The 24,415-nt window shown below is 75.3% G+C and carries 30 protein-coding genes; 14 read left to right on the top strand and 16 right to left on the bottom strand.

Annotated features, from left to right (window positions below):
* Window positions 1-20 precede the first annotated feature (20 nt).
* Entirely contained in the window at window positions 21-425 is a 405-nt protein-coding gene (locus ACI79P_RS02750; protein ID WP_456579508.1) for a hypothetical protein, read from the top strand.
* Window positions 426-437: 12 nt separating this feature from the next.
* Here the strand turns inward: ACI79P_RS02750 and ACI79P_RS02745 are convergent, their stop codons facing one another.
* The 3 genes from ACI79P_RS02745 to ACI79P_RS02735 all read right to left on the bottom strand — a co-directional run bounded on the left by ACI79P_RS02745 (window position 438) and on the right by ACI79P_RS02735 (window position 4,861).
* Window positions 438-2,123, bottom strand: coding sequence for a DNA repair helicase XPB (locus ACI79P_RS02745; RefSeq protein WP_456579507.1), 1,686 nt, complete (start codon window positions 2,121-2,123; stop codon window positions 438-440).
* Between the two features lie 133 nt (window positions 2,124-2,256).
* Window positions 2,257-2,574, bottom strand: a complete 318-nt coding sequence (locus tag ACI79P_RS02740) for a DUF1905 domain-containing protein (protein ID WP_456579506.1) — start codon at window positions 2,572-2,574, stop codon at window positions 2,257-2,259.
* A gap of 40 nt (window positions 2,575-2,614) precedes the next feature.
* Window positions 2,615-4,861: a helicase-associated domain-containing protein gene (locus ACI79P_RS02735; RefSeq protein ID WP_456579505.1), complete on the bottom strand. Its 2,247-nt coding sequence runs from the start codon at window positions 4,859-4,861 to the stop codon at window positions 2,615-2,617.
* A gap of 52 nt (window positions 4,862-4,913) precedes the next feature.
* Between ACI79P_RS02735 and ACI79P_RS02730 the strand changes: the two genes are divergently transcribed.
* The 3 genes from ACI79P_RS02730 to ACI79P_RS02720 all read left to right on the top strand — a co-directional run bounded on the left by ACI79P_RS02730 (window position 4,914) and on the right by ACI79P_RS02720 (window position 7,419).
* Window positions 4,914-5,426, top strand: coding sequence for a hypothetical protein (locus tag ACI79P_RS02730; protein WP_456579504.1), 513 nt, complete (start codon window positions 4,914-4,916; stop codon window positions 5,424-5,426).
* Between the two features lie 113 nt (window positions 5,427-5,539).
* Complete coding sequence (locus tag ACI79P_RS02725; RefSeq protein ID WP_456579503.1) at window positions 5,540-5,767, top strand: hypothetical protein; 228 nt, start codon at window positions 5,540-5,542, stop codon at window positions 5,765-5,767.
* Window positions 5,764-7,419 (top strand): AMP-binding protein, encoded by a 1,656-nt coding sequence (locus ACI79P_RS02720; protein ID WP_456579502.1) that lies wholly within the window; start codon window positions 5,764-5,766, stop codon window positions 7,417-7,419. The genes ACI79P_RS02725 and ACI79P_RS02720 overlap by 4 nt, the downstream gene beginning before the upstream one ends.
* On the opposite strand, the gene ACI79P_RS02715 is transcribed toward ACI79P_RS02720, so the two are convergent.
* Complete coding sequence (locus ACI79P_RS02715) at window positions 7,416-7,730, bottom strand: hypothetical protein (RefSeq protein ID WP_456579501.1); 315 nt, start codon at window positions 7,728-7,730, stop codon at window positions 7,416-7,418. The genes ACI79P_RS02720 and ACI79P_RS02715 overlap by 4 nt on opposite strands.
* 50 nt (window positions 7,731-7,780) lie before the next feature.
* Complete coding sequence (locus ACI79P_RS02710; protein WP_456579500.1) at window positions 7,781-8,548, bottom strand: endonuclease/exonuclease/phosphatase family protein; 768 nt, start codon at window positions 8,546-8,548, stop codon at window positions 7,781-7,783.
* A 76-nt stretch (window positions 8,549-8,624) separates the two neighbouring features.
* Between ACI79P_RS02710 and ACI79P_RS02705 the strand changes: the two genes are divergently transcribed.
* Window positions 8,625-9,191 carry a nucleotidyltransferase family protein gene (locus tag ACI79P_RS02705; protein ID WP_456579499.1) on the top strand — a complete coding sequence of 189 codons (567 nt, stop codon included), beginning with the start codon at window positions 8,625-8,627 and terminating at the stop codon, window positions 9,189-9,191.
* Here ACI79P_RS02705 and ACI79P_RS02700 read toward each other — a convergent pair.
* Both ACI79P_RS02700 and ACI79P_RS02695 read right to left on the bottom strand, forming a co-directional pair.
* Entirely contained in the window at window positions 9,178-9,498 is a 321-nt protein-coding gene (locus tag ACI79P_RS02700; RefSeq protein WP_456579498.1) for a DUF202 domain-containing protein, read from the bottom strand. The genes ACI79P_RS02705 and ACI79P_RS02700 overlap by 14 nt on opposite strands.
* Entirely contained in the window at window positions 9,495-9,836 is a 342-nt protein-coding gene (locus ACI79P_RS02695) for a YidH family protein (RefSeq protein WP_456579497.1), read from the bottom strand. The genes ACI79P_RS02700 and ACI79P_RS02695 overlap by 4 nt, the downstream gene beginning before the upstream one ends.
* 127 nt (window positions 9,837-9,963) lie before the next feature.
* Between ACI79P_RS02695 and ACI79P_RS02690 the strand changes: the two genes are divergently transcribed.
* Window positions 9,964-10,356 carry a cold-shock protein gene (locus ACI79P_RS02690; protein WP_456579496.1) on the top strand — a complete coding sequence of 131 codons (393 nt, stop codon included), beginning with the start codon at window positions 9,964-9,966 and terminating at the stop codon, window positions 10,354-10,356.
* A gap of 6 nt (window positions 10,357-10,362) precedes the next feature.
* Here the strand turns inward: ACI79P_RS02690 and ACI79P_RS02685 are convergent, their stop codons facing one another.
* Together ACI79P_RS02685 and ACI79P_RS02680 are read right to left on the bottom strand one after the other, a co-directional pair.
* Window positions 10,363-10,827: a DUF2771 family protein gene (locus ACI79P_RS02685; RefSeq protein ID WP_456579495.1), complete on the bottom strand. Its 465-nt coding sequence runs from the start codon at window positions 10,825-10,827 to the stop codon at window positions 10,363-10,365.
* Entirely contained in the window at window positions 10,824-12,314 is a 1,491-nt protein-coding gene (locus ACI79P_RS02680) for an MFS transporter (RefSeq protein WP_456579494.1), read from the bottom strand. Before ACI79P_RS02680 ends, ACI79P_RS02685 begins: the two co-directional genes overlap by 4 nt.
* Window positions 12,315-12,379: 65 nt before the next feature.
* Between ACI79P_RS02680 and ACI79P_RS02675 the strand changes: the two genes are divergently transcribed.
* A complete protein-coding gene (locus tag ACI79P_RS02675) occupies window positions 12,380-13,180 on the top strand; it encodes a DUF3027 domain-containing protein (protein ID WP_456579493.1) in 801 nt (266 codons plus the stop codon).
* Between the two features lie 14 nt (window positions 13,181-13,194).
* Here the strand turns inward: ACI79P_RS02675 and ACI79P_RS02670 are convergent, their stop codons facing one another.
* The gene (locus tag ACI79P_RS02670; RefSeq protein WP_456579492.1) at window positions 13,195-13,422 is read right to left on the bottom strand and encodes a DUF2530 domain-containing protein; all 228 of its coding nucleotides are present in this window, start codon (window positions 13,420-13,422) and stop codon (window positions 13,195-13,197) included.
* Window positions 13,423-13,527: 105 nt separating this feature from the next.
* Here ACI79P_RS02670 and ACI79P_RS02665 point away from each other — a divergent pair, with 105 nt between their 5' ends.
* The 5 genes from ACI79P_RS02665 to thpR all read left to right on the top strand — a co-directional run bounded on the left by ACI79P_RS02665 (window position 13,528) and on the right by thpR (window position 18,002).
* Window positions 13,528-15,087, top strand: coding sequence for an NCS2 family permease (locus ACI79P_RS02665; protein ID WP_456579491.1), 1,560 nt, complete (start codon window positions 13,528-13,530; stop codon window positions 15,085-15,087).
* 105 nt (window positions 15,088-15,192) lie between these two features.
* Window positions 15,193-15,627, top strand: a complete 435-nt coding sequence (locus ACI79P_RS02660; RefSeq protein WP_456579490.1) for a MarR family winged helix-turn-helix transcriptional regulator — start codon at window positions 15,193-15,195, stop codon at window positions 15,625-15,627.
* 47 nt (window positions 15,628-15,674) lie between these two features.
* Window positions 15,675-16,994, top strand: coding sequence for an MFS transporter (locus ACI79P_RS02655; protein WP_456579489.1), 1,320 nt, complete (start codon window positions 15,675-15,677; stop codon window positions 16,992-16,994).
* Window positions 16,995-17,049: 55 nt separating this feature from the next.
* Window positions 17,050-17,433 carry a hypothetical protein gene (locus tag ACI79P_RS02650; protein WP_456579569.1) on the top strand — a complete coding sequence of 128 codons (384 nt, stop codon included), beginning with the start codon at window positions 17,050-17,052 and terminating at the stop codon, window positions 17,431-17,433.
* Window positions 17,430-18,002, top strand: a complete 573-nt coding sequence (gene thpR, locus ACI79P_RS02645; RefSeq protein ID WP_456579567.1) for an RNA 2',3'-cyclic phosphodiesterase — start codon at window positions 17,430-17,432, stop codon at window positions 18,000-18,002. The genes ACI79P_RS02650 and thpR overlap by 4 nt, the downstream gene beginning before the upstream one ends.
* 66 nt (window positions 18,003-18,068) lie before the next feature.
* Here thpR and ACI79P_RS02640 read toward each other — a convergent pair whose 3' ends face one another.
* Complete coding sequence (locus ACI79P_RS02640) at window positions 18,069-19,037, bottom strand: aldo/keto reductase (protein ID WP_456579488.1); 969 nt, start codon at window positions 19,035-19,037, stop codon at window positions 18,069-18,071.
* Window positions 19,038-19,064: 27 nt separating this feature from the next.
* Here ACI79P_RS02640 and ACI79P_RS02635 point away from each other — a divergent pair, with 27 nt between their 5' ends.
* The gene (locus ACI79P_RS02635) at window positions 19,065-19,904 is read left to right on the top strand and encodes a thioesterase family protein (protein ID WP_456579487.1); all 840 of its coding nucleotides are present in this window, start codon (window positions 19,065-19,067) and stop codon (window positions 19,902-19,904) included.
* A gap of 34 nt (window positions 19,905-19,938) precedes the next feature.
* Here ACI79P_RS02635 and ACI79P_RS02630 read toward each other — a convergent pair whose 3' ends face one another.
* The 4 genes from ACI79P_RS02630 to ACI79P_RS02615 all read right to left on the bottom strand — a co-directional run bounded on the left by ACI79P_RS02630 (window position 19,939) and on the right by ACI79P_RS02615 (window position 23,057).
* Window positions 19,939-20,640: a TetR/AcrR family transcriptional regulator gene (locus ACI79P_RS02630; protein WP_456579486.1), complete on the bottom strand. Its 702-nt coding sequence runs from the start codon at window positions 20,638-20,640 to the stop codon at window positions 19,939-19,941.
* Window positions 20,556-21,326 carry an ABC transporter permease gene (locus ACI79P_RS02625; protein ID WP_456579485.1) on the bottom strand — a complete coding sequence of 257 codons (771 nt, stop codon included), beginning with the start codon at window positions 21,324-21,326 and terminating at the stop codon, window positions 20,556-20,558. The genes ACI79P_RS02630 and ACI79P_RS02625 overlap by 85 nt, the downstream gene beginning before the upstream one ends.
* On the bottom strand, window positions 21,323-22,042 hold the full coding sequence (locus ACI79P_RS02620; RefSeq protein WP_456579484.1) for an ABC transporter ATP-binding protein: 720 nt from the start codon (window positions 22,040-22,042) through the stop codon (window positions 21,323-21,325). Before ACI79P_RS02620 ends, ACI79P_RS02625 begins: the two co-directional genes overlap by 4 nt.
* Before the next feature lie 61 nt (window positions 22,043-22,103).
* A complete protein-coding gene (locus ACI79P_RS02615) occupies window positions 22,104-23,057 on the bottom strand; it encodes an NAD(P)/FAD-dependent oxidoreductase (RefSeq protein WP_456579483.1) in 954 nt (317 codons plus the stop codon).
* A gap of 53 nt (window positions 23,058-23,110) precedes the next feature.
* On the opposite strand from ACI79P_RS02615, the gene ACI79P_RS02610 reads away from it, so the two are divergent.
* Window positions 23,111-23,914 carry a TrmH family RNA methyltransferase gene (locus ACI79P_RS02610; protein WP_456579482.1) on the top strand — a complete coding sequence of 268 codons (804 nt, stop codon included), beginning with the start codon at window positions 23,111-23,113 and terminating at the stop codon, window positions 23,912-23,914.
* A 24-nt stretch (window positions 23,915-23,938) separates the two neighbouring features.
* Here the strand turns inward: ACI79P_RS02610 and ACI79P_RS02605 are convergent, their stop codons facing one another.
* Complete coding sequence (locus ACI79P_RS02605) at window positions 23,939-24,397, bottom strand: general stress protein (RefSeq protein WP_456579566.1); 459 nt, start codon at window positions 24,395-24,397, stop codon at window positions 23,939-23,941.
* Between the last annotated feature and the right edge of the window lie 18 nt (window positions 24,398-24,415).

Here is a 24,415-nt window from a genome sequence, read left to right as displayed (position 1 = left end):
CGCCGCTACGGTGCGGGCGCATGACGCGGTTCGTGATCGACGCACCGACGCTGCTGCACCTGGTCGCCGAGGGCATCGAGATCGCGCCAGGTCACCAGCTGGTCGCCCCGCAGGTGCTGCGCTCTCAGGCGCTGGAGCTGCTGTTCGCCGCCGTCGCCCGGGGAGAGCTGACCGAAGCCGGAGCGCTGGAACGCCATGACGCCATGACCCGCGTGAAGATCCGCTCGCTCGGTGACCGGGTGTCGCGGCGGGTCGCCTGGCAGATCGCCCGCGAGCAGGGTCTGCCCTCGACGACCGCCGCCGAGTACCTGGCTGTCACCCGGCTGCAGGCCGACGCGTTCGTCTCCGTCGACCCGGCAGCTCGGGCGCGGGCCGAGGGCGTGGTGCCGGTCCGCTCCGTCGACCAGTTGTCGACCCGCGGGTGACCGGCCCCGGGGTCAGTCGGCGGGCTCGTCCACCCAGTCGGGGCCGTTGACCTCACCGGGACCGGCCAGGTCGGCGGCGTCGACGATCGTGTACGCGTAGCCCTGCTCGGCGAGGAAGCGCTGCCGGTGGGCGGCGTACTCGCTGTCGAGGGTGTCCCGGCTGACGACGGTGTAGAAGTGCGCCTGCCGGCCGTCGGCCTTGGGCCGCAGCACACGGCCGAGGCGCTGCGCCTCCTCCTGGCGCGACCCGAAGGTCCCCGACACCTGCACCGCGACCGCGGCCTCGGGCAGGTCGATGGAGAAGTTGGCGACCTTCGAGACCACCAGCGTCTTGATCTCGCCGGTGCGGAAGGCGTCGAACAGCCGCTCCCGCTCCCTGTTCGTCGTCGACCCCTGGATCACCGGGGCGTCGAGCGCCTCACCCAGCGCCTCCAGCTGGTCGAGGTAGGCGCCGATGACCAGCTTCTGCTCGTCGGGGTGCCGGTCGAGCACCCGGCGGATCACCGGCAGCTTCGACTGCGCGGTCGCCGCGATCCGGTACCGCTCCTCGGGCTCCGCGACGGCGTAGGTCATCCGCTCCTCGTCGTCGAGCGCGACCCGCACCTCCACGCACTCGGCCGGCGCGATGTAGCCCTGCTGCTCGATGTCCTTCCACGGCGCGTCGTAGCGCTTCGGCCCGATCAGGGAGAAGACGTCGTCCTCGCGACCGTCCTCGCGCACCAGCGTCGCGGTCAGCCCCAGCCGGCGGCGGGACTGCAGGTCGGCGGTCAGCCGGAAGATCGGCGCCGGCAGCAGGTGCACCTCGTCGTACACGATCAGGCCCCAGTCCTGCGCGTCGAAGAGGTCCAGGTGCCGGTACTCGCCCTTCCGGCGGGTGGTGATCACCTGGTAGGTCGCGATGGTGACCGGCCGGATCTCCTTGCGCTCGCCGGAGTACTCGCCGATCTCCTCCTCGGTCAGCGTGGTCCGCGCGATCAGCTCGCGCTTCCACTGCCGCCCGGAGACGGTGTTGGTGACCAGGATGAGCGTGGTCGCCTTGGCCTCGGCCATCGCCGCCGCGCCGACCAGCGTCTTCCCCGCACCGCAGGGCAGCACGACGACACCCGAGCCGCCCGCCCAGAAGCCGTCCACGGCCTCCTGCTGGTAGTCGCGCAGCTGCCAGTTGTCCTGCTCCAGGAAGATCGGGTGCGCCGTGCCGTCGACGTAACCGGCGAGGTCCTCGGCCGGCCAGCCGACCTTGAGCAGCGCCTGCTTGAGCCGGCCGCGCTCGGCCGCGTGCACCACGATCGAGTCGTCGTCGATGCGGGCGCCCAACATCGGCGCGACCTTCTTCGACCGGATGACCTCCTCGAGCACCGCGCGGTCCGAGGACGTCAGCACCAGCCCGTGGATCGGGTTCTGCGCCAGGGTCAGCCGGCCGAAGCGGTCCATCGTGTCGGCGACGTCGACCAGCAGCGCGTGCGGCACGGGGTAGCGCGAGTAGCGCACCAGCGCGTCGACGACCTGCTCGGCGTCGTGGCCGGCCGCGCGGGCGTTCCACAGCGCGAGCGGGGTCACCCGGTAGGTGTGCACGTGCTCGGGGGAGCGCTCCAGCTCCGCGAACGGGGCGATGGCCGCGCGGCACTCACGGGCCAGCGGGTGGTCCACCTCGAGCAGCAAGGTCTTGTCCGACTGGACGATCAGGGGGCCGTCAGACACGCGTCAACTCTCTCCATGGGGCGGGGGCTGCCCACGGTAACGCCGGGGGGCGACACGACCTTCCCTCTCGCCGGGGTCGGGGCCGTCCTCGGGCTCTACCTGCTGGCGGTCCTCGGCCGGGTCGGCTGGATGCTCACCCGCCGCTACCAGGTCCCGGAGCCCGGCTGACGGCGAGCGCCACCCGCACTCGGTCGCCGGCGCGCAGCCCCTCGGCGTCCCGCACCGGCTTCTTCACCGGCAGCAGGTAGGAGCCGCTGCGCGCGTCCGGGAACACCGAGGTCTCCCACGAGGTGCCCCCCACCGTGACCGCCACCCGCACGGAGCCGAAACCGGCGCGGGCACCGGCGCCGAGCTCCCGCACCTCGTCGGCGACCGCCGGCGGCAGGGTGAGGAAGTGCCACCCGGCCGGGCCGTCGTGGACCCACAGGGCGGCGGTGAACGTCTCGGTCACGGCGGCACGGTAGGCCGCCCCACCGACGGAACGCCGCCGGTCAGACCGCGTCGTCGTCCTCCACCAGCGCCACGGAGGTGATCCGGTGGACGGCGAAGGTGCGGCTCTCCCCGCGTCGCTCGTCGTACCCCTGCAGGAAGCCTCCGGCCAGCGACACCGGCTGCACCACGCGCTGGCTGCCGCTGCCCTGGGCGTCCACGTAGCCCAGCCACACCGGCACCCCGTCCCGGACCGCCCGTGACAGCAGCTCCAGGGTCGACGCCGTCGTCACCCCGGGCACCTGGCGCACCGCCTCGCCGCGGCGCGCGGCGAGCGCCGCGTCGCCGGCCCGGATCTCCCGCACCGTCGTGTCCAGGTCGGCGGCGCCCAGCGGGCGTGGCGCGGCCGGCGGCTCGGTGCCGCGGCGGCCGGCGGCGCGCGGCCGGGCCGGTGGCCGGGTGAGCACCGCCCCGCCCGGGTGCTCACCGGCCGGGGCGTAGCCGGCCTCCCGCAGCACGGTCAGCACCTCGTCGGCGCCGAGCCCGCTCACCAGCACCCCGGGCGCCAGCCGGCGCAGCTCGGCGGCGGCGGTGCGCCGGTCGCTCAGCACCTGGGACAGCAGCCCGTGGTCGTCCGAGCGCACGTAGGACTCGATCGCGCCCACCCGCAGCCGCCCGTGCTGGCGGGCGACGTCGTCGACCAGGTAGTCCAGCGCCTGCGGCACGGGGGTCCGGGACGCCTTGGCGAAGAAGTCGTGCAGGTCCGAGGCCGACCAGCCAACGTCCAGGGCCCGGCGGACCGAGGACTCGGACACCCGGAACACCGTCGCCCCGCCGGAGGACTCGACGTCGGCGACGACGGAGAGCGTGTCGGCGAGCTCCGCGACCAGCGGCCCCGGCGCGATCAGCGACAGGTCGGGCTGGGCCAGGACGTGGTCGACCGGCTCGGGCAGCAGCCCGCGCATGCCGTCGGCGGCGCCGTCCACACCGAAGGCCAGCAGGCCGCGACCGCCGGTGGAGAGCACCCCACCCACGAGGACACCGAGCCGCGCGGCCTCGGCCAGCATGTCGGGCACCGGCGCCAGCCGGTCGGCCCGCCGCGGGGTGCGCCAGCGCAGCAGCCCGGTCAACTCGTCCGCCGCCAGCCCCGACCCCGGGGGCTGCTCGGCGAGCACGGCCAGCGCCGACCGGCGGATCGCCGGCGCGGTGTGCCGCACCAGGTCCGGGGAGAGCGGGTTGGCGGCCTTGCCGGCGAGGTCCCGCACGCCCACGAGGGACGGCAGCCGGACACCGCCCAGCCACCCGGCCGCCAGCGCCGCCCAGCGGTCGGCGAGGTCCTGCTCCCGCCAGACGTCGTAGGCGCGGGTGGGCAGCCACTCGTCGCGGTGCGGCCCGCCCACGTCGAGCAGCCCGGCGGCGTGGGCCAGCTCCAGCAGCCAGGCGGCGTCGGGCTCGCTCACCTTGAGCGTCCGGGCCAGCCGCTTCTGGTCGCGGACCCCCACCCCGCCGCTGCGCAGCAGCCCGGCCGGCTCGTCCTCCAGCAGCGCCAGCAGCTCGCCGACCCGGCCCACCTGCTCCAGCGCCGCACCGGCGGCCTGCCGGTCCACCACCTGCGGGTCGCGGCTGACGACGGCGGGCTCCGGTCGCCGGCGCGGCGGCCCGTAGGGGCGGTCACCCCGCAGCAGCAGGCCCAGCTCCCGGGGCAGCTCGACGTTCAGGGCGTCGATGCGCGCCAGCAGGCCCCGCTGGAGCAGCCGCCGCGCCGGGGAGGCGCTCCCGTTGGGGCTGTCGGGCAGGTGGCCGACCGGGCGGTCGCCCGCCAGCCGCTCGAGCACCTGCCGCTCCTCGGGGGTCAGCTCGCCGACGGCGGCGGCGAGGTCCGCGGGCAGCTGCAGGCGCAGGTCCACCGCCCGGCGGCCCAGCCCGGCGGGGTGCCGGACGGCGCGGCGCACCGGGTCCGGCGCGTGCAGGACGTCGTCGCCCCACAGCAGGGCCCGGGCGGTGAGCGCCTCGACCGCGCCGGCGACGACGTCCTCGGGCACCTCGGGCAGCTCGCCGAACAGCGCGTCCGGGGCCAGGCCGTCGGTGGGGGCCAGCAGCACGACGTCGAGCACCTGCAAGGTGGCGGCATCGAGCTCGTCGAGGGCCCGGTCCACCGACACCGGGACGGCGAGCCGGCTGGCCAGCGCGACGACGTCGGACGGTGCGGGGCGGGCCACGTCGGGCCGGGCCGCCAGCAGCGCGCGCAACTGCTCGTCGCTGCGGGTGCGCAACCAGGCGGCGAGCGTCGCGGGGGCTTCCGTGGACATCCGGTCCACGCTACGTCGCCGTCCCCGGGGACGCTGCTGCCAGCATGGGCGCATGCACCCGGCGAGTGACGACCCCGGCACCCGGACCTCCCTGGCCGCCCTCCAGGTCGGCGCGCTGCGCTGGCTGGGCGGCGGCGCCATCGCCGTCGTCCTGGGGGTCCTCCTGGGCGTCGCCACGGTCACGCTGGCCGGCGAGGACGGCCGGCGGGTGCCCGGCGCCGGGCTCGCGGTCATGGCCCTCGTGCTCGGCGGGGTGGCCGCCGTCGTCGTCGGCGTCGGGGCCCTGATGCGCACCAGCCGCTGGCGGCGGGCGCTGGCCGGCACCACCTGGCGCTCCGGGCGGCTCTTCGTCGCCGGGCCGGCCGTCCTGGCCTTCGAGCCCGACAGCGGGGAGGACGCCGTCCACCTGCGCCTGCTCAGCACCGCCATCTGGCGGACCCGCGCGGTGCAGGAGCTCGACGGCGCCGGCGTGCTCGCCGCGCCGGTCGGTCCGGGTCAGTGGGTGTTCACCGCCGAGGGAGCGGGCACCCTCTGGGGGGCCCGGGTGGTCTCCCGGGGCCGCTGACCGACACCACCGCCGCCACGGGGGGCGGTGGCGTGCGGTCGGCAGGTCGCTCAGGGGAAGATGTCGGCAACAGTGCACCGCGCGGTGCACCCGGTACCGCACACGGAGGCGTCATGGCCAAGCGCAACGAGAAGCACGCGCACCTGGTGGAACCCACCTGGGGCGAGTCCGACGGCGGCGGCCCGCCGGTCACCGAGCTCTCCGCCTCGGTCGCCGGCGGCCTGTCGCCGTTCGGCGAGGACCACGGGTTCCCGATCCCGGCGGAGCGCCTGCGCTACGCCCACCCGACGGACAAGCCGAACCGGGCCGGCGTCCAGACCGCAGAGGGCCGGCGGAGATGAGCGAGCTCGCGCTGCCGTCCTACAGCAGCGGGACCTCCACGGTCCCCCTGCTCGGCGACACGATCGGGGCGAACCTGGATCGGACGGCGGCGCGGGTGGGTGACCACGAGGCGCTCGTCGAGTGCGCCTCGGGTCGCCGCTGGAGCTACCCGCAGCTGGTGGCCGACGTCGACGCCTGCGCGCTCGGGCTCGACGCCCTCGGCGTCGGCAAGGGCGACCGGGTCGGCATCTGGGCGCCCAACTGCGCCGAGTGGGTCTTCGTCCAGTACGCGACGGCGAAGCTCGGCGCGATCCTGGTCAACATCAACCCGGCCTACCGCACCCACGAGCTGGCGTACGTGCTGAAGCAGGCCGGCATCTCGGTGCTGGTGAGCGCGCCGGAGTTCAAGACCAGCGACTACCGCGCCATGGTGGCGGAGGTCCGGGGGGAGTGCCCGGCGCTGCGCGAGGTCGTCTTCCTGGGATCCGGCGAGTGGGACCGGCTCATGGCGACCGGCCGGGCCGGCGACCGGGGCCGGCTGGCCGAGCGGGCCCTCGAGCTCTCGGCCGACGACCCGATCAACATCCAGTACACCTCCGGGACGACGGGCTTCCCGAAGGGCGCCACGCTCACCCACCACAACCTGCTCAACAACGGGTTCTTCGTGGGGGAGGGCTGCGGCTACACCGAGGCCGACCGCATCTGCATCCCGGTTCCCTACTACCACTGCTTCGGCATGGGCATGGGCAACCTGGCGGCCACCAGCCACGGCGCCACCATGGTCATCCCCGCGCCCGGCTTCGACCCGGCGCTCACGCTGCGCGCCGTCCAGGACGAGCGCTGCACCTCGCTGTACGGCGTGCCGACGATGTTCATCGCCGAGCTGGGCCTGCCCGACTTCGCCGACTACGACCTCTCCACCCTGCGCACCGGCATCATGGCCGGCTCACCGTGCCCGGTGGAGGTGATGAAGCGGGTCGTCGCCGAGATGGGGATGACCGAGGTGACCATCTGCTACGGCATGACGGAGACCTCGCCGGTCTCCACCCAGACCGGCGCGGACGACGACCTGGACCGCCGGACCTCCACCGTCGGCCGCGTGCACCCGCACCTCGAGGTGAAGGTCGTCGACCCGGCCACCGGGCTGACCGTGCCCCGCGGGACGCCGGGGGAGTTCTGCACCCGCGGCTACTCGGTGATGCTCGGCTACTGGGAGGAGCCGGAGAAGACCGCCGAGGCGATCGACGCCGCCCGCTGGATGCACACCGGCGACCTCGCCGTCATGGACGAGGCCGGCTACCTGAACATCGTGGGCCGGATCAAGGACATGGTGATCCGCGGCGGGGAGAACGTGTACCCGCGGGAGATCGAGGAGTTCCTCTACACGCATCCCGACGTCGTGGACGCGCAGGTCATCGGCGTCCCCGACGAGCGGTACGGGGAGGAGCTCATGGCCTGGGTGCGGCTGCGGGAGGGGGCCGAGCCGCTCACCGCCGAGTCCCTGCGGGAGTTCTGCGCCGGCAGGCTGGCCCACTACAAGGTGCCGCGGTACGTGAAGGTCGTCGACGAGTTCCCGATGACCGTCACCGGCAAGGTGCGCAAGGTCGAGATGCGCCAGGTCGCGGTCTCCGAGCTGGGGCTGGAGTCCGCCGCCGCGGTGCGGAACGCCTAGACGCGGGCACTGCTCGCGGGCGCCAGCTTGACGATCAGCTTCGACAGCAGCGAGCCCGCGACCACCCAGATCAGCGCCGCCAGCGCGGTGTTGACCGCCTCGGCGACCTCCGGGTCCGACGGCGTGAACAGGTCGCGGGTGAACCAGCCGAAGGAGTCGCGCCAGCCGGCCGCGAACTGCACCAGCACGTTCGCCGGGTTGGCCTCGAACAGGACGAACACGGCGTGGACGACGAGGACCGCGGCGATCACCGAGAAGACGGCGCGCACGATCGTGGCGACCAGCGACAGCATGCGGGCGGCTCCGGACATGCGGTCATGATCCACGGAACGGTGTGCCACCGCGACCGGCCTCCCCCCGGTCAGGCGGCCGCGACCGGCACCACGAGCGCCCGGTGGTCCGACAGCGGCAGCCGCACCGCCTCGGCCGGGCCGCTCGCGCGCAGGCCGCCGCGCACCAGGACGTGGTCGAGCTGCCGCGACGGCCGCGGCGCCGGGAAGGTGGCCGCCGTCGCGATCGGCGTCAGCCCGCTGTGCCGGGCGGCGGCGCGCTGCTGCATGTTCAGGTCGCCGAGGAGCACCAGCGGCTCCCGGGTGCCCTCCAGCGAGCGCACCAGCGTGCGCAGCTGGTGGCCGTTCCACCGCGGGATGAACGACAGGTGGGTGTTGCAGACCGTGAACTGGCCGAACGGTCCGTCCAGGACGGCCGCCACCGCCACCCGCGGCTCGTCGCGGGCCAGGAAGGGACGCCGGGACTGCGGGGACCACAGCGGCACGCTGACCCGCAGCGGGGCCATCCGCACCACCCGCCAGGAGACGACGGGGTAGCGCGACAGGAGCGAGATGCCGTAGCTCGCCGACCCGGGCTGCTCCTCGCCGGTCGCGGCCATCCAGGTGCCGCCGGGGGTCCCGTCGAGGGCCGCGACGAACTGCGAGTCGACCGCGCCCATCGCCTCGGCGGCGACCGCGGTGAGGTCCGCGCCGAACGACCGCGGCTGGTCGCGGTCGACCTCCTGCAGGCCGAGCACGTCGGCGTCCAGGGTCTTCACCGCGGCGGCCAGCCGGTCGACGTCGACCCGGCCGTCGTCGAGGGAGCGTCCGTGCAGGATGTTGAAGCTCGCGATGCGCACCCGCTCCCTGTGCCCCGCTGCCCGCCGGGTCCAACCCCGCCGTGTGCCGCGGTGACATGCGGGTAGCAGGCGGCAGGTGCAGACGTCTCCCCGCGACCAGGTGCGCGACCTGCTGAAGCGCACCGCCGTCGCGCTCAAGCAGGGCGACGTCCCGTTCGCGCTCTGCGGTGGCTACGCCGCCTGGGTGCGCGGGGCCCCCGAGCCCGACCACGACGCCGACTTCCTCGTGCCGGCCGGTGAGGCCGAGCGGGCGGCGAAGGCGCTGGCCGACGCCGGCCTGGACGTCGTCGACCCGGCGGAGGACTGGCTGCTCAAGGTGGCGCGGGACGAGGTCTTCGTCGACGTCATCTGGCGGACCTGCGGTCGGCCGGTGGAGAACGACCTGGTCGAGCGCGCGGAGGTGCTGCCGGTCCTCTCGGTGCAGATGCCGGTGATGCTGCCGACCGACATCGTCGTCTCCAAGCTGATGGCGCTGGACGAGCACTACTGCGACTTCTCCCGGCTCCTGCCGGTCGCCCGGGCGCTGCGGGAGCAGGTCGACTGGGCCCGGGTGGCCGCCGAGGTGGCGGAGAACGACTTCGCCGTCGTCTTCCTGCACCTGGTGGAGCGGCTGGGTGTCGTGCCGGACGTCACCCGGGGATGACGACGGCGACGGCGGCGGCGAGGGCGGTGAGGACGACCGCCGCCGTCGCGCCCCGCGCCGCCGCCCGGCCGACCACCGCCCGCTCCGCGGCGACCCGCCGCTGCACCTGGCGGTAGCGGACCGGCGCGAGCCCGCCCAGCACCGCCAGCCCGAGCAGCGCGGCCACCCCCGCGAGCACCAGCAGCGCCGGCCGGCCCAGGTGCACCGCCCGGTGCCCGACCAGCCCGGCCACGGCCAGCAGCCCCAGGCCCGTGCGCTGCCAGGCCAGCGCCGTGCGCTCGGGCTGGGTCTCCACCGGCGCGCTCACCCGCGCATCACCTCCAGGCCCACCAGGACCCCGACCACGACCACCACCGCCGCCACGGCGGCGACCGCCGCCGGGACGAGCACGCTCGACGGCAGCGCGCGCCCGGCCTCGATCGCCGCCTCGTTCGCCTGCCAGCGGCGGTACCCGGCCAGCGCGATGCCCAGCCCGATGAGGACCAGTGCGAGCGCGACCGCGGCGCTGCCCCAGCGCACCCCGAGGTCCGGCGCGTAGGTGGCGACGGCCACCCCGCCGGCGACCAGGGCCAGCCCGGTCCGCAGCCAGGCCAGCAGCGTGCGCTCGTTGGCGAGGGTGAAGCGGTAGTCGGGGTGGTCGGGCACCGGCCCAGCGTAGGGACACCCCCGGAATCGGCAGGTGGGCGCGACGCAGCGGCGGCTAACCTGTCAGCCAGCGGTGTCCTGCCGCCGTCGTCCCACCGCGCCAGACCGAGAGCTGAGGGAATCCACCGTGCCCACCGGCAGAGTGAAGTGGTTCAACGCGGAGAAGGGTTTCGGGTTCCTGTCCCGCGAGGACGGTCCCGACGTCTTCGTGCACAAGGACGCCCTCCCCGCCGGTACCGATCTCAAGCCCGGGCAGCGCGTGGAGTTCGGCATCGTCGCGGGTCGCCGGGGGGACCAGGCGCTGCAGGTGCGGCTGCTGGACCCGCTGCCGTCGGTGGCCGCCACCGTCGCCGCGGCCAGCCGGCGCAAGCCCGACGAGCTGGTGCCGATCGTCGAGGACCTGATCAAGCTGCTCGACGACGTCTCCGAGGGTCTGCGGCACGGCCGGTACCCCGAGCGCGGCCACGCCCGCAAGGTCGCCGCCGTGCTCCGCGCGGTGGCCGGCGACCTGGAGGGCTGAGCGCCCTCAGCTCGTCAGGTCACCTCCGGCGCGCAGGAAGCCGACCGGCCAGGCCGCGGTGAACTCCCCGCAGTCGCCGCCGGCGTCCTCGACGACGACGAGGTAGAAGGCCGGCGGCACGACGTCGGAGGAGCTGATCTCCGCGAACGTCTCCGTCCCCGCCGGGACGTCGACCTCGCCGATCAGCTCCTCCAGCGACTCGTCGAACACCTGCACCTGCCAGCCGCGCTCCGCGATCGCCTCGGGGACGGTCAGGGTGATGGTGGTGTCGGGGGAGACCTCTACCAGCGGCGGCGTCGTGCCGTAGCGCTGCCCCTCGCCGTCGAGGCAGTACTGGGTGGGCGCGGCGGTGACGTCCTGGCTGCCGGCCTGCACCCGGACGTCCTGCGGGGTGGCGGGCTCGCCGGCGCAGGCCGACAGCGAGCCGGCCGCGCAGAGGGCGAGCAGGAGCGCGGGGAGGGGGGTTCTCACGACCACGACGGTCCCACCGGCGTCGTCGGCGCATCGGAGGCCCCCGTCGCCGTCGCCGGGGGACGGCTGCGGTAGAGGCTCCACAGGATCAGCCCGACGGCGAGCACGAGCAGCGCCGCGGCGACGGTGAAGCCGAGCCAGCCCGTGGGCGGGAGCGCGATGCCCAGCGCCCCGCCGACGACCCAGGCCAGCTGCAGCACCGTCTCGGAGCGGGCGAACGCCGAGGCGCGCAGGCTCTCGGGCACCTCGCGCTGGATGATCGCGTCGAGCGACACCTTGCCCAGCGCGTTCGCCACGGCGGAGACGCCGGCGACCAGCACCGCCATGCCGAACCCGTAGAAGACCGCGGCCAGCACCGTCACCGCCGCGGCGGCCGAGGCGGCGTGCAGCACGAGGCGGTCGGGGGCCGCGGTGTGCATGCGCGAGCCGACGGCGGTCCCCGTGAAGCTCCCGAGCCCCGCGGCTGCGGCCAGCGCGCCGAGGGCGAGGGTGGCCGACCAGCCGTCGGCGAAGGTGGCCTGCACCAGGAACGCGGCGAAGATGGTGAGGAACCCGCCCAGGCCGCGCAACGCCGCGTTGGCCCGCAGCGCCAGCACCACGTGCGGGGTGACCCGCCGGCGGCGGCCGGGCAGCGGGATCTCGGTGGTGCTGAGGACGTCGGCGGGCTCCTCGCCCGTGGGGACGTCGACGTGGCGGGGGAGGCGGACGGCGAGCACCGCCCCGGCCAGGAAGACCGCCGCGGTCGCCCACAGCTCCCAGTCGAAGCCGAGCAGCGCGGCCACCCCGGCGCCGAGCCCCCCGGCGACGCCGGCGGTCACCAGGCCGAACACCGACAGCCGCGCGTTCGCGGAGGTCAGCGACATCGGACCGGGCAGCACCCGGGGGACCACCGCCGCCCGCAGCACGTTGTGCGCCTTGGAGAGCACCAGCACCCCGAGCGCCGCCGGGTAGAGCCAGAGGTCGTCGAAGTGCCCGGCCATCACCAGCGCCAGGGCGGCCCGGCCGCCGAGCGAGACCGCCAGCGCCCACCGGCGGCCGCGCTGCAGCCGGTCCAGCGCCGGGCCGATGACCGGCGCGAGGAGGGCGAACGGCGCCATGGTCACCAGCAGGTAGAGCGCCACGTTGCCGCGCTGGGCGTCGGCGGTGGCGGCGAAGAAGAGGGTCCCGGCCAGGGAGACGGCGATCATCGCGTCTCCGGCCATGTGCAGCGCGTTCACCCACAGCAGGTGGGTCAGCCCGCTCTCGCCCGCGCCGTCGGCCCGGCTGGCGGTGCGGACCCGGCGCGCGGCGGCGACGGTGAGCTCGCGGCTGCGGGCGGCGGCGACCCGGGTGACGGTGACCTTCGGTCCGGGCTGCGGCATCGGCCGGGTCTGCGGCCGGGGCACGCCCAGCGGGGTCGTGTCCACGGGCGGCGCCGCCTCCTGCCCGCCCGCCCGCGACCACCGGCGGGCACCGGAGGAGCGGCGGGGTGCGGACACGCCGCCCATGGTGCCGCACCGACCCGGGAGTGCGGTGCCGGACGCCGGGTGGCCCGTCCGCCACAATGGGGGGCGTGTCCGACTCCTCCGCGCCCGTCCGGCCCGCCTCCGCAGCGGCCGAGCCGCTGACCGCCGCGATCGGGCCGGCCCGGGCCGCCGCCGTGGAGACCGCCGGCGCCGCCGACCTGGTGGGCGAGCACCTGGGGGCGACGGCGGAAGCCGTCGGCCCCGCCGAGCTCGGCGAGGTGGTCACCCACACCTTCGCCAGCCGGCTGCCCGGCTACGTCGGCTGGCACTGGGCGGTCACGGTCGCCCGGGTGCCCGGCGAGGACCGGGTCACCGTCGACGAGGTGGTGCTGCTCCCGGGCGAGCAGGCGCTGCTCGCGCCGGCGTGGGTGCCGTGGCACGAGCGGCTGCGGCCGGGCGACCTCTCGGTCGGCGACGTCCTGCCGGCCACCGAGGACGACACCCGGCTGGTGCCGGCGTACACCGCCGACGACGACTCCGCCGACGACCCCGAGGGCCGCGTCGTCGCCCGCGAGATCGGCCTCGGCCGGGAGCGGGTCATGTCGCGGGAGGGCCGGGCCGAGGCCGTGGCCCGCTGGTCGGCCGGGGAGTACGGGCCGACGTCCGCGATGGCCCGGCAGGCGCCGGGCCCCTGCGCCACCTGCGGGTTCTACCTCCCGCTGGCCGGGTCGCTCCGGCAGATGGTGGGCGCCTGCGGCAACGCCTACGCCCCCGGGGACGGGCGGGTCGTGACGGCCGACTACGGGTGCGGCGCGCACAGCCAGGCGACGCTGGCCCTGGTCCAGGACACCGAGGTGGTCACCTCGGCCCGCTACGACACCTCCGAGTACGACGTCCTGGGCGACTGACCGCGGCTCGGCGCTCAGTCGCGGTCGCGCCGGCCCAGCTGCCCCTGCAGCTTCATGACGCCCAGGCCCAGCAGCGCCAGCCCGATCGCGGCGACGCAGGTCCAGGTCCACATCCGGTCCACCCGGTCGCCCAGCAGCAGCAGGACGACCAGGACCACCGCCCAGACCGCGATGCCGGCGATCACCACGCGCGCGGTGTCGACCTCGAGCGGCGGGGGAGCCTGCTTACCGGGACGGGCCACGACCGCACCTTAGATCGCGTCCCGGCCACGGTGGCACGTGCTGGAAACATCCGTGTGGCACGCTGTCGCCGCTCGATGGCCGCCCGCACCGCCCGGAGATCCCGCATGCCGCAGAAGTCCCGTCCCTCCGGTGGCGCCAGCGCCGCCGCCGCCGACGGCAGCACCCCCGCCGACGTCTCGGCCGGCATGCCCCCCACCACGCCCCGCCGCAGCGAGGGGCCGCGCGTGCGCCCGAAGAACGGCCTGGACCGCTACTTCGAGATCAGCGCGCGCCGGTCGACCGTCGGCCGCGAGGTGCGCGGCGGCATCACGACCTTCTTCGCGATGGCCTACATCGTGGTGCTCAACCCGATCATCCTGACCAGCATCCCCGGGCCGGACGGCGTCCCCGGCGCCGACGTCGCGGGCACCGTGCTGCCGTTCGGCTCGATCGCCGCCGTGACCGCGCTGCTCGCCGGTGCCCTGACGCTCCTCATGGGCATCGTGGGCCGCTACCCGTTCGCGCTGGCCACGGGCCTGGGCATCAACGCGATCGTCGCGGTCTTCGCGGCCACGCAGCTCACCTGGCCGGAGATCATGGGCCTGGTCGTGCTCGAGGGCCTGCTCATCACCGTGCTGGTGCTCACCGGCTTCCGCAAGGCGGTGTTCGAGGCCATCCCGGCCCAGCTCAAGGTCGCGATCGCCGTCGGCATCGGCTTCTTCCTGGCCATCATCGGCCTGGCCGACGCCGGCATCATCCGGCCGGGCAACCCGCTGATCAGCTTCGGCGTGGGTGGCCAGCTCGCCGGCTGGCCGATGCTCGTCTTCGTCGTCGGCCTGCTGCTCATGAGCCTGCTGGTGGTCCGCCGCGTCAGGGGCGCGCTCCTCATCGGCATCGTCGCGACGACGGTGCTCGCCATCGTGGTGGAGGCGATCGCCGGGGTCGGCCCCCGCTTCGGCGAGGACGGGGAGAACCCCCGCGGCTGGGCGCTGCAGGTGCCGGCGCTCCCCGACGACATCGTCGGCAGCCCCGACTTCTCGCTGCTCGGGAACTTCTCCCTCTTCGGGGGCTTCGAGCGCATCGGCGTCGTCGCCGCCCTGCTGATCGTCTTCGCGATCATGATCGCCGACTTCTTCGACACCGTGGGCACGGTGACCGCCGTCGGCGCCGAGGGCGACCTGCTCGACGAGAACCGCAACCTGCCGAAGTCGCAGCCGGTCCTGCTCGTCGACTCGCTGGCCGCCGCCGCCGGTGGCGCGGGCAGCGTCTCCTCCAACACCACCTACATCGAGAGCACCGCCGGCGTGGCCGACGGCGCCCGGACCGGGCTGGCCAGCATCGTCACCGGCCTGCTGTTCCTGGTCGCGGTCTTCTTCACCCCGCTGGTCGCGGTGGTCCCCTCCGAGGCGGCCGCACCGGCGCTCGTCATCGTCGGCGCGCTGATGATCAGCCAGATCAAGAACCTGACGTGGGACGACATGTCCCTGGTCATCCCGGCGTTCCTGACGATCGCGCTCATGCCGTTCACGTACTCGATCACCAACGGCATCGGGGCCGGCGTCATCAGCTTCGTGCTGCTGCGCCTGGCGGTCGGGCGGGGCCGGGAGATCCACCCGCTCATGTGGGTGGTGGCCCTGCTGTTCCTCGTCTACTTCGCGCTCGAGCCGCTGCAGCAGCTCCTCTGAGAGAGGACCCCCTCGCCCCCCACCACTCGCGAGCTCGCGGCGGGCCCTGCGAGGGGGCCGTCGGAGAGCGCGTCGACCGACAGATCGTTAGGTAGGCTACGAACCGTGGGCCGGACGACGCTGGACACCGCCGCGCTCGCCCACGAGCTGCGGCTGGCGGTCATGCGGTTCTCCCGGCGGCTGCGCAACCAGCGCGTGGACACCTCGGTGACGCTCACCCACCTCGCGGCCCTGTCGACGCTGAAGCGGCACGGCCCGATGAGCCCGGGGGAGCTCGCCGCCCACGAGCGGGTGCAGCCGCCGTCGATGACCCGCGTCGTCGTCGCGCTGGAGAACGCCGGGCTGGTCACCCGCACCCCGCACCCCACCGACGGTCGCCAGGTGATCATCGGGCTGACCGACGCGGCCGAGGAGCTTCTGTCGGCGGAGGCGCGGGCGCGCGAGGCCTGGCTGGCCGGCCGGCTGCAGGAGCTGACCGCCGAGGAGCGGGCGGTCCTCCGCGAAGCGGCCGAGATCATGGACAAGCTCGCCGGTGGGTGACCTGCACGAGCACTGACCAGCGGACGCCGCCCGAGCAGGGGAGCGGCATGTTCCGCGCTCTCCGGGTGCGGAACTTCCGCCGCTACGCCTCGGCCAACCTCGTCAGCCTGACCGGCACCTGGATGCAGCGCATCGGGCAGGACTGGCTGGTGCTGCAGCTCACCGACGGCAGCGGGGTCGCCCTCGGGCTGATCACCGCCCTGCAGTTCGGCCCCTCGCTGCTGCTGAGCGCCTACGGCGGCGTCCTCGCCGACCGCTACCCCAAGCGCCGGCTGCTCATCGCGGCCCAGGCCCTCATGGGGCTGCTCGCCCTGGTCCTGGGGGTCCTGGTGGCCACCGGGGCGGTGGCGCTGTGGCACGTCTTCGTGCTCGCCGGGCTGCTCGGCTCGGTCGCCGCCGTCGACGTGCCGGTGCGCCAGTCGTTCGTCCCGGAGATGGTCGGGCCCGCGCTGATCACCAACGCCGTCAGCCTCAACTCGACGATCTTCAACGGCGCCCGCCTGGTCGGGCCGGCGCTCGCCGGCCTGCTCATCGGCGCGGCGTCGGGCAACACCGCACCGGCGTTCTTCCTCAACGCGGCGAGCTTCGCCTTCACCATCGTGGCGATCGCCGGCATGCGCGCCGACGAGCTGACCCCCAGCCCGCCGGTGGCCCGGGGCCGGGGGCAGCTGCGCGCCGGTCTGGCCTACACGCGGGCGCACCCCGACCTGCTGCTGGCGATGGGGCTGGCCTTCGTCCTGGGCACCTTCGGCTTCAACTACCAGGTCACCATCGCGCTGATGGCACGGGAGACCTTCGGACTCGGCGCGGAGGCCTTCGGCCTGCTCTCGACCTGCTTCGCGGTCGGGTCGCTGAGCGGCGCCCTGCTCTCCACCCGGCGCAGCGTCCGCCCCCGGCAGCGCTTCCTCGTGGCGTCGGCGGTGCTCTTCGGCGCCTGCACCGTCGTCGCCGGGCTGATGCCCACCTACTGGGCCTTCGCCGCGATGCTGGTGCCCACCGGTGCGGCGGCGCTGGTCTTCAGCGTGGCCAACAACAGCTTCGTCCAGCTCGGCGTCGACCCGCAGATGCGCGGCCGGGTGATGGCGCTGTACTTCATGTGCTTCATGGGCGGCACCCCCGTCGGGGCGCCGCTGGTCGGCTGGATCTCCGAGCACCTGGGCGCCCCGTGGGGCCTCGTGCTGGGCGGCGGCGTCTGCGTGGTCGCGGGTCTCGGCGCCGCGGCCTGGCTGGCCCACCGCGGGTCGCTGCGGCTGACGGTGGAGCGCTCGCCGGTGCGGCTGCGCATCCGCCCCGTGGTCCCGTCGTCGCAGGTGCGCAGCGTCGAGGAGCAGCTCAGCCAGAAGGCCCCCGGTCAGCAGTCGCTCTGAGCGTTCCGCGCGTACCGTTCGCTGCACCCGTCCCGCCCGTGCGCAGGGGAACGCCATGGCCGCGCTGATCCAGCTCGTCGCACTGCTCGCCGCCTTCGCCGGCCTGGTCGCCGGACTGGGACCGCTCATCCGGCGGATCGAGGCGTGGTCGGCCCGCCGTCACGCGGTGCGCCACCCGGCACCCCCGGGACGCGCCCTGGAGGTCGTGGCCGCCGACGTGCGCCGGCTCGGCCGCCAGGTGGCGCTCGTCCCGGCCGGGATGCCGATGGCGCGCCGCCGCGCGCTGCTGGCCGCGTACGACGACGTCCTCACCGAGGCGGCCGGCATGCTGGGCCTGGCCTCGGCGCTCGCGGGTCTGCCGGAGGGCCGCGCCCGCGAGGTCGAGCGGCTCCGGGTCGCCGCCGAACTGCGCGCCGCGGGCCTGCAGGTGCCCCTCTGAGCAGCCCCGGGGCAGGGCGGCGGCTCTTCTTCGCCGTCGACCCGCCCGAGGGTGCGCGCCACGACCTCGAGCGCGTCCTGCTGCCGCTGCGCGACCTCCCGGGGGCGCCGCGCTGGGGCAGGCCCGAGCGCTGGCACCTGACGCTGCTGTTCCTCGGGGCCGTGCCCGACCCGCTGGTGCCCGGCCTGGTGGCCGCGGCCGCGCCGGCGGTGGCCGCGACCCCGCCGATGACGCTGCGACTGGCCGGCGGCGGGCGGTTCGGGTCGCTGCGCCGTCCCCAGGTCGCCTGGGCGGGGCTGGAGGGCGACGTCGACCCGCTGGTGGCGCTGGCCGGGCGGCTGGCGGCGGTCGCGCGTGCCCTGGGGCTCCCGGTGGAGGAGCGGCCCTTCCGGCCCCACCTGACCCTGGGCCGGTGGCGGCCGGGCCGGCCCGCCGACGCGACGCTGACCGACCGGCTCGCCGGCTATCGCGGCCCGGAGTGGCCGGTGGACCGGATCCGGCTGTGGGAGAGCCGCCTCGGCGCGGCCCCCGCCTACACGGTGCTCGCCTGCTGGCCCCTGGTGACGTGAGGGAACGGCCTCGTCTCAGGGCCCCGCGCCGAGCGAGCGGGGGGGGGGGGGGGGGGCGACGGTCCTTCACCAGGCGTACTCCATGGGGGCGGGGCGGTAGCCGGGGAAGATCTCGTCGAGCCGGGTCAGCGTGGCGTCGTCGAGCCGGATCTCCAGCGCCCGGAGCCCGCCCTCGAGCTGCTCCATCGTGCGCGGGCCGACGATCGGCGCGGTGACGGCCGGCTGGTGCAGGAGCCACGCCACGCCGACGTCGGCGGGCGCGTGCCCCAGCTCCCGGCAGAGCGCCTCGTAGGCCTCCAGCGCCGGGCGGTGCCGCTCCACCCGCTCCTGCGTGCGCTCCTCGCCGCGCCGGCCGCCCCCGGCCTCCTCCAGCACGCCGGCGAGCAGCCCGCCGGCCAGCGGGCTCCACGGGATGACCCCGATGCCGTAGTGCTGCGCGGCGGGCAGCACCTCGAGCTCCACGTGCCGGGTGAGGAGGTTGTAGTGCGACTGCTCGCTCACCAGCCCCTGGAAGTGCCGGCGGGCCGCCGCCTCGTTGGCCGCGGCCAGCTGCCACCCGGCGTGGTTCGAGGAGCCGACGTAGAGCACCTTGCCCTGGGCCACCAGCGTCTCGCAGGCCTGCCAGATCTCCTCCCACGGCGTCGCGAGGTCGACGTGGTGGAACTGGTAGAGGTCGATCCAGTCGGTGCGCATCCGGCGCAGCGACGCCTCGCAGGAGCGCACGATGTTGCGGGCGGAGAGGAATGTGTCGTTGGGCCAGTCGGACATCCCGCCGTAGACCTTGGTGGCCAGCACCGTCCTCTCCCGGCGCTCGCCACCCTGGGCGAACCAGCTGCCCAGCACCTCCTCGGTGCGGCCCTTGCCGGCCTCGAAGCCGTAGACGTTCGCGGTGTCCACGAAGTTCACGCCTTCGGCCAGGGCCCGGTCGAGGATCGCGTGGGAATCGCCCTCCTCGGTCTTCCAGCCGAAGTTCATCGTCCCCAGGCAGAGCCGGGAGACCGACAGACCGCTGCGGCCCAGGTGGGTGTGGTCCACGCCGGCCACCCTGGCACGCTGTCCGACGTGCCGCAGAACGATGACCAGGCTCTCTCCGACTTCGACGCCGCCACCGCCGTCCGGCGGGCCGAGGGTGGCGGCTTCGCCGCCGACCTGCACCCCGGCTGGGACGTCGGCAGCGGCATCCTCAACGGCGGGTACCTGCTCGCCGTCGCCGCGCGGGCGGCCGTCGCCGGCAGCCCGCACCCGCACCCGCACCCGGTGGCGGTGTCGGCCAGCTACCTGCGTGCGACGCCGCCCGGCCCGGCCACCCTGGCCGTCACGCCCGGCCCGGGCGGGCGCACGCTCGCGCACTCCGGCGTCGTCCTCAGCGGTGCCGAGGGGCCCACGCTCAGCGTGCAGGTGACGACGGCGACGCTCGGGGACGACGCCCCGCTGCGCTCGGTGCCGGCGCCCGACGTCCCGCCGGTGGAGGAGTGCCTGGACGCCCAACCGGGCGCCGACATGGGCGGGCACCCCGTGCCCGCGGTGGGGCTGCGGCACCGGGTGGAGACCCGGCTGGACCCGGCGACCGCCGGCTGGGTGAGGGGCACCCCGTCGGGGGAGCCGGTCATGCGCGCCTGGCTGCGGCTCGCCGACGGGCGGGAGCCCGACCCGTTCGCGCTCCTGCTCTTCGCCGACGTGCTGCCCCCGACGATCTGGTCCATGGGGCTGATGGGCTGGGCGCCGACCGTCCAGCTCCAGGTGCTGGTGCGCGCCCGGCCCGCCCCCGGGTGGTGCCTGGCCGAGGCGCGGGCCACCGAGATCGCCGGGGGCTGGCTCGACGAGGAGTACCGGATCTGGGACTCGACCGGCCGGCTGGTCGCGCAGAGCCGTCAGCTGGCGCGCGCTCCCCGCCCGCGCTGAGTGCCCCACGGTGAGCTGACCCGACCCGGAACGATCAGCGGTGGGGCAGCTCCACGTCGCCGGTGAGGTAGCGCTGCACCGTCGGGCCCACCGCCGCGACGATCGACTCCGGCGCGGCGGAGGCCAGCGGCTCCACCCGCAGCACGTACCGGGCCATGACCAGGCCCATGAGCTGGGAGGCGGCCAGGGAGCCGCGCGCCTCCCGCTCGGCGGTGGGCAGCCCCAGCGTGCCGACCACGCGCCGCAGGATCTGCGAGACCAGGAACTCGCGCAGCAGCTTCGCCGTCCACTCGTTGGCGACGGCGGAGCGGACCAGCGCCAGCGCCGCCGGTCGCATCGGGCCGTCCCACACCCGCAGCAGCAGCCGCACGATGTTCTCGCCCAGGTTCTCGCGACCGCCGGCGAGGACCTCGGGCAGCAGCTCCGCCGGGTTGGCGGGCGCCTCGATGGCGGCGAGGAAGAGCTTGTCCTTGTTGCCGAAGTAGTGGTGCACCAGTGCCGGGTCGACGCCGGCCGCGCCCGCGATCCCGCGGATGGTCGCGCCGTCGAAACCGCGCTCGGCGAACGCCTCGCGGGCCGCGGCCAGGACGGCGTCCCGGGTGTCGGGGTTCCCGGGGCGCCGTCCCGACCGTCGAGCCGGTCCTGCTGCGCTCAGCTGGTCCTCCTCCGCAGGGTCGCCGCCGCCAGGGCGAGGGCGAGCAGGGCAGCGCCGGCGACGATCCCGACGTCCACCCACATCGTGCCGGTCGCCGACGGCGACCGCCCGACCTCCTGCAGCGCCTCCACCGCGTAGGTGAGCGGCAGGACGTCGCTGATCGCCTGCAGCCACCCGGCCATCTGCTCGCGGGGCACGAGCAGCCCGCAGAGGAAGAACTGGGGCAGCACGACCACCGGCATGAACTGCACCGCCTGGAACTCGCTCCGGGCGAAGGCGCTGGCCAGCAGCCCCAGGGCGACGCCCAGCACCGCGTCGGCCACGGCGATGAGCACGACGAGGCCGATCGACCCGGTGACGTCGAGGTCGTAGAGCGTCGTCGCGACCGTCACGGTGACGACCGCCTGCAGTGCGGCGGCCAGGCCGAAGGCCAGGCCGTAGCCGAGCAGCAGGTCCAGCCGGGCCAGCGGGGTGGTGAGCAGCCGCTCGAGCGTGCCGGAGGTGCGTTCCCGCAGCATCGCGATGCTGGTGACCAGGAACATCACCACGAACGGGAAGATCCCGAGCATCGTCAGCCCGATGCGGTCGAAGGTGCCGGGCTGGCCGGGGAGCGTGGGCACGTCCTGCCACAGCAGGTAGAGGAGCCCGAGCAGCGCGCTGGGCAGCACCAGCATCATGGCGATGGTGCGGTGGTCGTGCCGCAGCTGGCGCAGGACCCGGCCGGCGGTGGCGGTGGTCAAGCGGGGGTTCGCCAGGGCGGTGGTCACGCCGCCACCCCCGTCCGGGCCCGGACCACGGCGAGGAAGGCCTCCTCCAGGTCCTCGGAGCCGCCGTCGGCGCGCAGCTGCGCCGGCGTGGAGTCGGCGAGCAGCTCGCCGTCGCGGAGCAGCAGCAGCCGGTCGCAGCGGCCGGCCTCGTCCATCACGTGGCTGGAGACGACCAGCGTCGTCCCGGCGGCGGCCAGGGCGTGGAACCTCTCCCACAGCTCGACGCGGAGCACCGGGTCGAGGCCGACGGTCGGTTCGTCCAGCACCAGGATTTCGGGTTCGCCGACGAGGGCGCAGGCCAGGGATGCACGACCCTTCTGGCCGCCGGAGAGGTCGGCGACCAGCTGGCCGGCGGCGTCGGCGAGCCCCACGTCGGCGATCGCGGCGTCGGCGTCCGCCGCCCGCCGCCCCTGCAGGGTGGCGAAGTAGCGCGCGTTCTCCCGCACCGTGAGGTCGGGGTAGACGCTGGGGGACTGGGTGACGTAGCCGACGCGGGGACGCAGCGCGGGGGAGCCGGCCGGCTCGCCGAGGACGGTGACGGTTCCCGAGCGGATGAGCTGCACGCCGACGAGGGCGCGCATCAGGGTGGTCTTCCCGCTGCCGCTGGGGCCCAGCAGCCCGGTGACCTGGCCCGCGGGGACGGTGAACGACAGCCCGGGCAGCACCCGGCGCTTCCCGCGGTCGACGACGAGATCGGTGACGGTGATGGCGTCCATGACGCACTCCCAGGAACTCAACGGGTGATGAACTCAACGCTAGGTGAGTTCCTTCACCCCGTCAACGGGCCAGCGCGCGGCCGAGCGCGGTGCCCGAGGACCAGGCACCCTCGACCTTCGCCGGTGCGTGCCACCCGTCCCCGCAGAGCCCGATCCCGTCGACCAGACCGAACGGCTCCTCCCGCGGCGCGGCCGGCCGGGCGAACGTCCAGCGGTGGACCTCCGTCCACTCGGGCTCCACGTCGATGCCGAGGGCGGACCGCACGGCCGCCACGACGGCCGGCACGGCGGCAGCGGGGTCCCCGAGGTGCTCGGCGGCCAGGCCGGCCGTCGTGTGCGCGACCAGCACCGGCGCGGCGTCGCCACGGCGGTCGCCGTCGTCGGCGATCCACTCCACGGCCGGGTCGTCGTGCACGAAGGCGCCGTGCAGATCGGCCGGCCAGCGCCGCTCGCGCCAGCCCAGCACCACCGCGAGGGCCGGCTGCCAGCTCTCCGCGGTGGCCAGGCGCCCCGCCCGGCCGGCCGGGTCGAGCAGCCGGGCGGCCTGGGGCCCGGGCATGGCCAGGACGGCGGCCGGCACGACCCGCCCGTCGACGGCGGGGCCGGCGGTCACCTCCCGGACGGTGGTCCCGGACCGGACGGGCAGCCCGGTGGCGAGGTCGACGGCCAGGCTGCGCGACCCAGCCGGCGTCCCGTACCGCAGCGGTCCGGACTTCCGCTCCCGGAGCCCCTCCGGTCCGAGCACCGCGAAGGTGTCCGTCCAGGGCCGGGCCAGGCCGCGGTCCACCCAGTCGGCCACCACGGCGGCGAACGGGGACCCGTCGCTCGCGGTGAGGTAGGAGGCGCCGAGGTCGACCGCCCGGCCACGCACCGTGCGCGAGGACAGCCGGCCGCCGGGGCCCCGCCCCCGGTCCAGCACCTGGACGTCGCGGCCGGCGTCCCGGAGGGCGCGGGCGCAGGCGAGGCCGGCGATACCGGCGCCGATGACGGTCACGCAAGCGTTGTCGGGGATCACGACCCGATCCTGGGTGCCGCGACCCGTCGGCGCCCACCCGGCAGAATCACCGGGTGCCCGAGACCATCACCGACCCGACCGACGAGCGGGTGGCCGACTTCCGCGACCTCAAGGCGGGGGACCGGCCCGCGGGCACCCCACGCGGCACCGGTCCGGTGATCGTGGAGGGCGTCCCCGCGGTCCAGCGGCTGCTCGCCTCCCCCTACCGGGTGCGGGCGGTGCTCGGGGTGCCCGGGCGGGTGAGCGCGCTCGACCTGCCCGACGACGTGCCGGCCTACGAGGCCGACAAGTGGGTGCTGTCGGAGGTGATCGGGTTCCGCCTCACGCGGGGCGTCGTCGCCTCGGCCGACCGCCGTCCGCCCGCCGACCTGGACGGGCTGCTCGCCGGGCCCGATCCGGGGGCGCCGCGCCGGCTAGCCGTCCTCGAGGCGCTGAACGACGCCGAGAACCTGGGGTCCATCGCCCGATCCGCGGTGGCGCTGGGGGTCGACGGCCTGCTGCTCGACCCGCGCTGCGCCGACCCGCTCTACCGGCGGTCGGTGCGGGTGTCCATGGGGCACGTGCTGTCGCTGCCGTTCGCCGTGCTCCCCGACTGGCCCGCCGGGCTGGACCTGCTGCACGACGCCGGCTACCTCACCGTCGCGCTCACCCCCGCCGCCGACGCCGTCGACCTGGCCGGCATCGACCCCGTGGCCCACCCGCGCACCGCGGTGCTGCTGGGCGCGGAGGGGCCGGGGCTGACCCCGGAGGCGCAGCGGGCGGCCCGGGTGCGGGCCCGGATCCCGATGCGCAGCGGGGTCGACTCCCTCGGCGTGGCCGCCGCGGCGGCCGTGGCCTTCGCCGCGCTGCGCAGCTAGCCGCGCTCCGCCGGCCGGGCTCCGTCAGCCCGCGCGCAGCGAGAAGCGGGCGAGCAGGGCGCGGGCCTCCTCGGCGTGCGCCGGGTGGCACATGATGTCGTACCGGCTGGCGATGATCTTGTTGGTGCTGGTGAAGTCGCGCTTGCCGCGGGTGGCCGCGTAGCCCATCCCGCCGAACGCGGCGCCGAAGGCCAGACCGATGAGCAGGCCGGTCAGCACGGAGCCGATCCAGCCCGAGCCGTCAGGGGCGAAGATGCCCAGCAGGAGCCCGACGAAGAGACCCCACCACGCGCCGGCCGCGGCGCCGGCGGCGATCGCCCGGCCCATGGTCATGCGGCCGGTCACGGTCTCCACCATGCGCAGGTCGGTCCCGATGATGGTCACGTTCTCGACCGCGAACTTCTCGTCGGAGAGGTGGTCGACGGCGGCCTGCGCCCGCTCGTAGCTGTCGAAGGACCCGACCTGCACGCCGCCCAGCGGCATCGACACCGAAGCACTCAT

The sequence above is a fragment of the Blastococcus sp. SYSU DS0510 genome (assembly GCF_054050835.1).
Note: the sequence above shows the minus strand (reverse complement) of the source record. Positions and strands in the feature narration are given on the sequence as shown.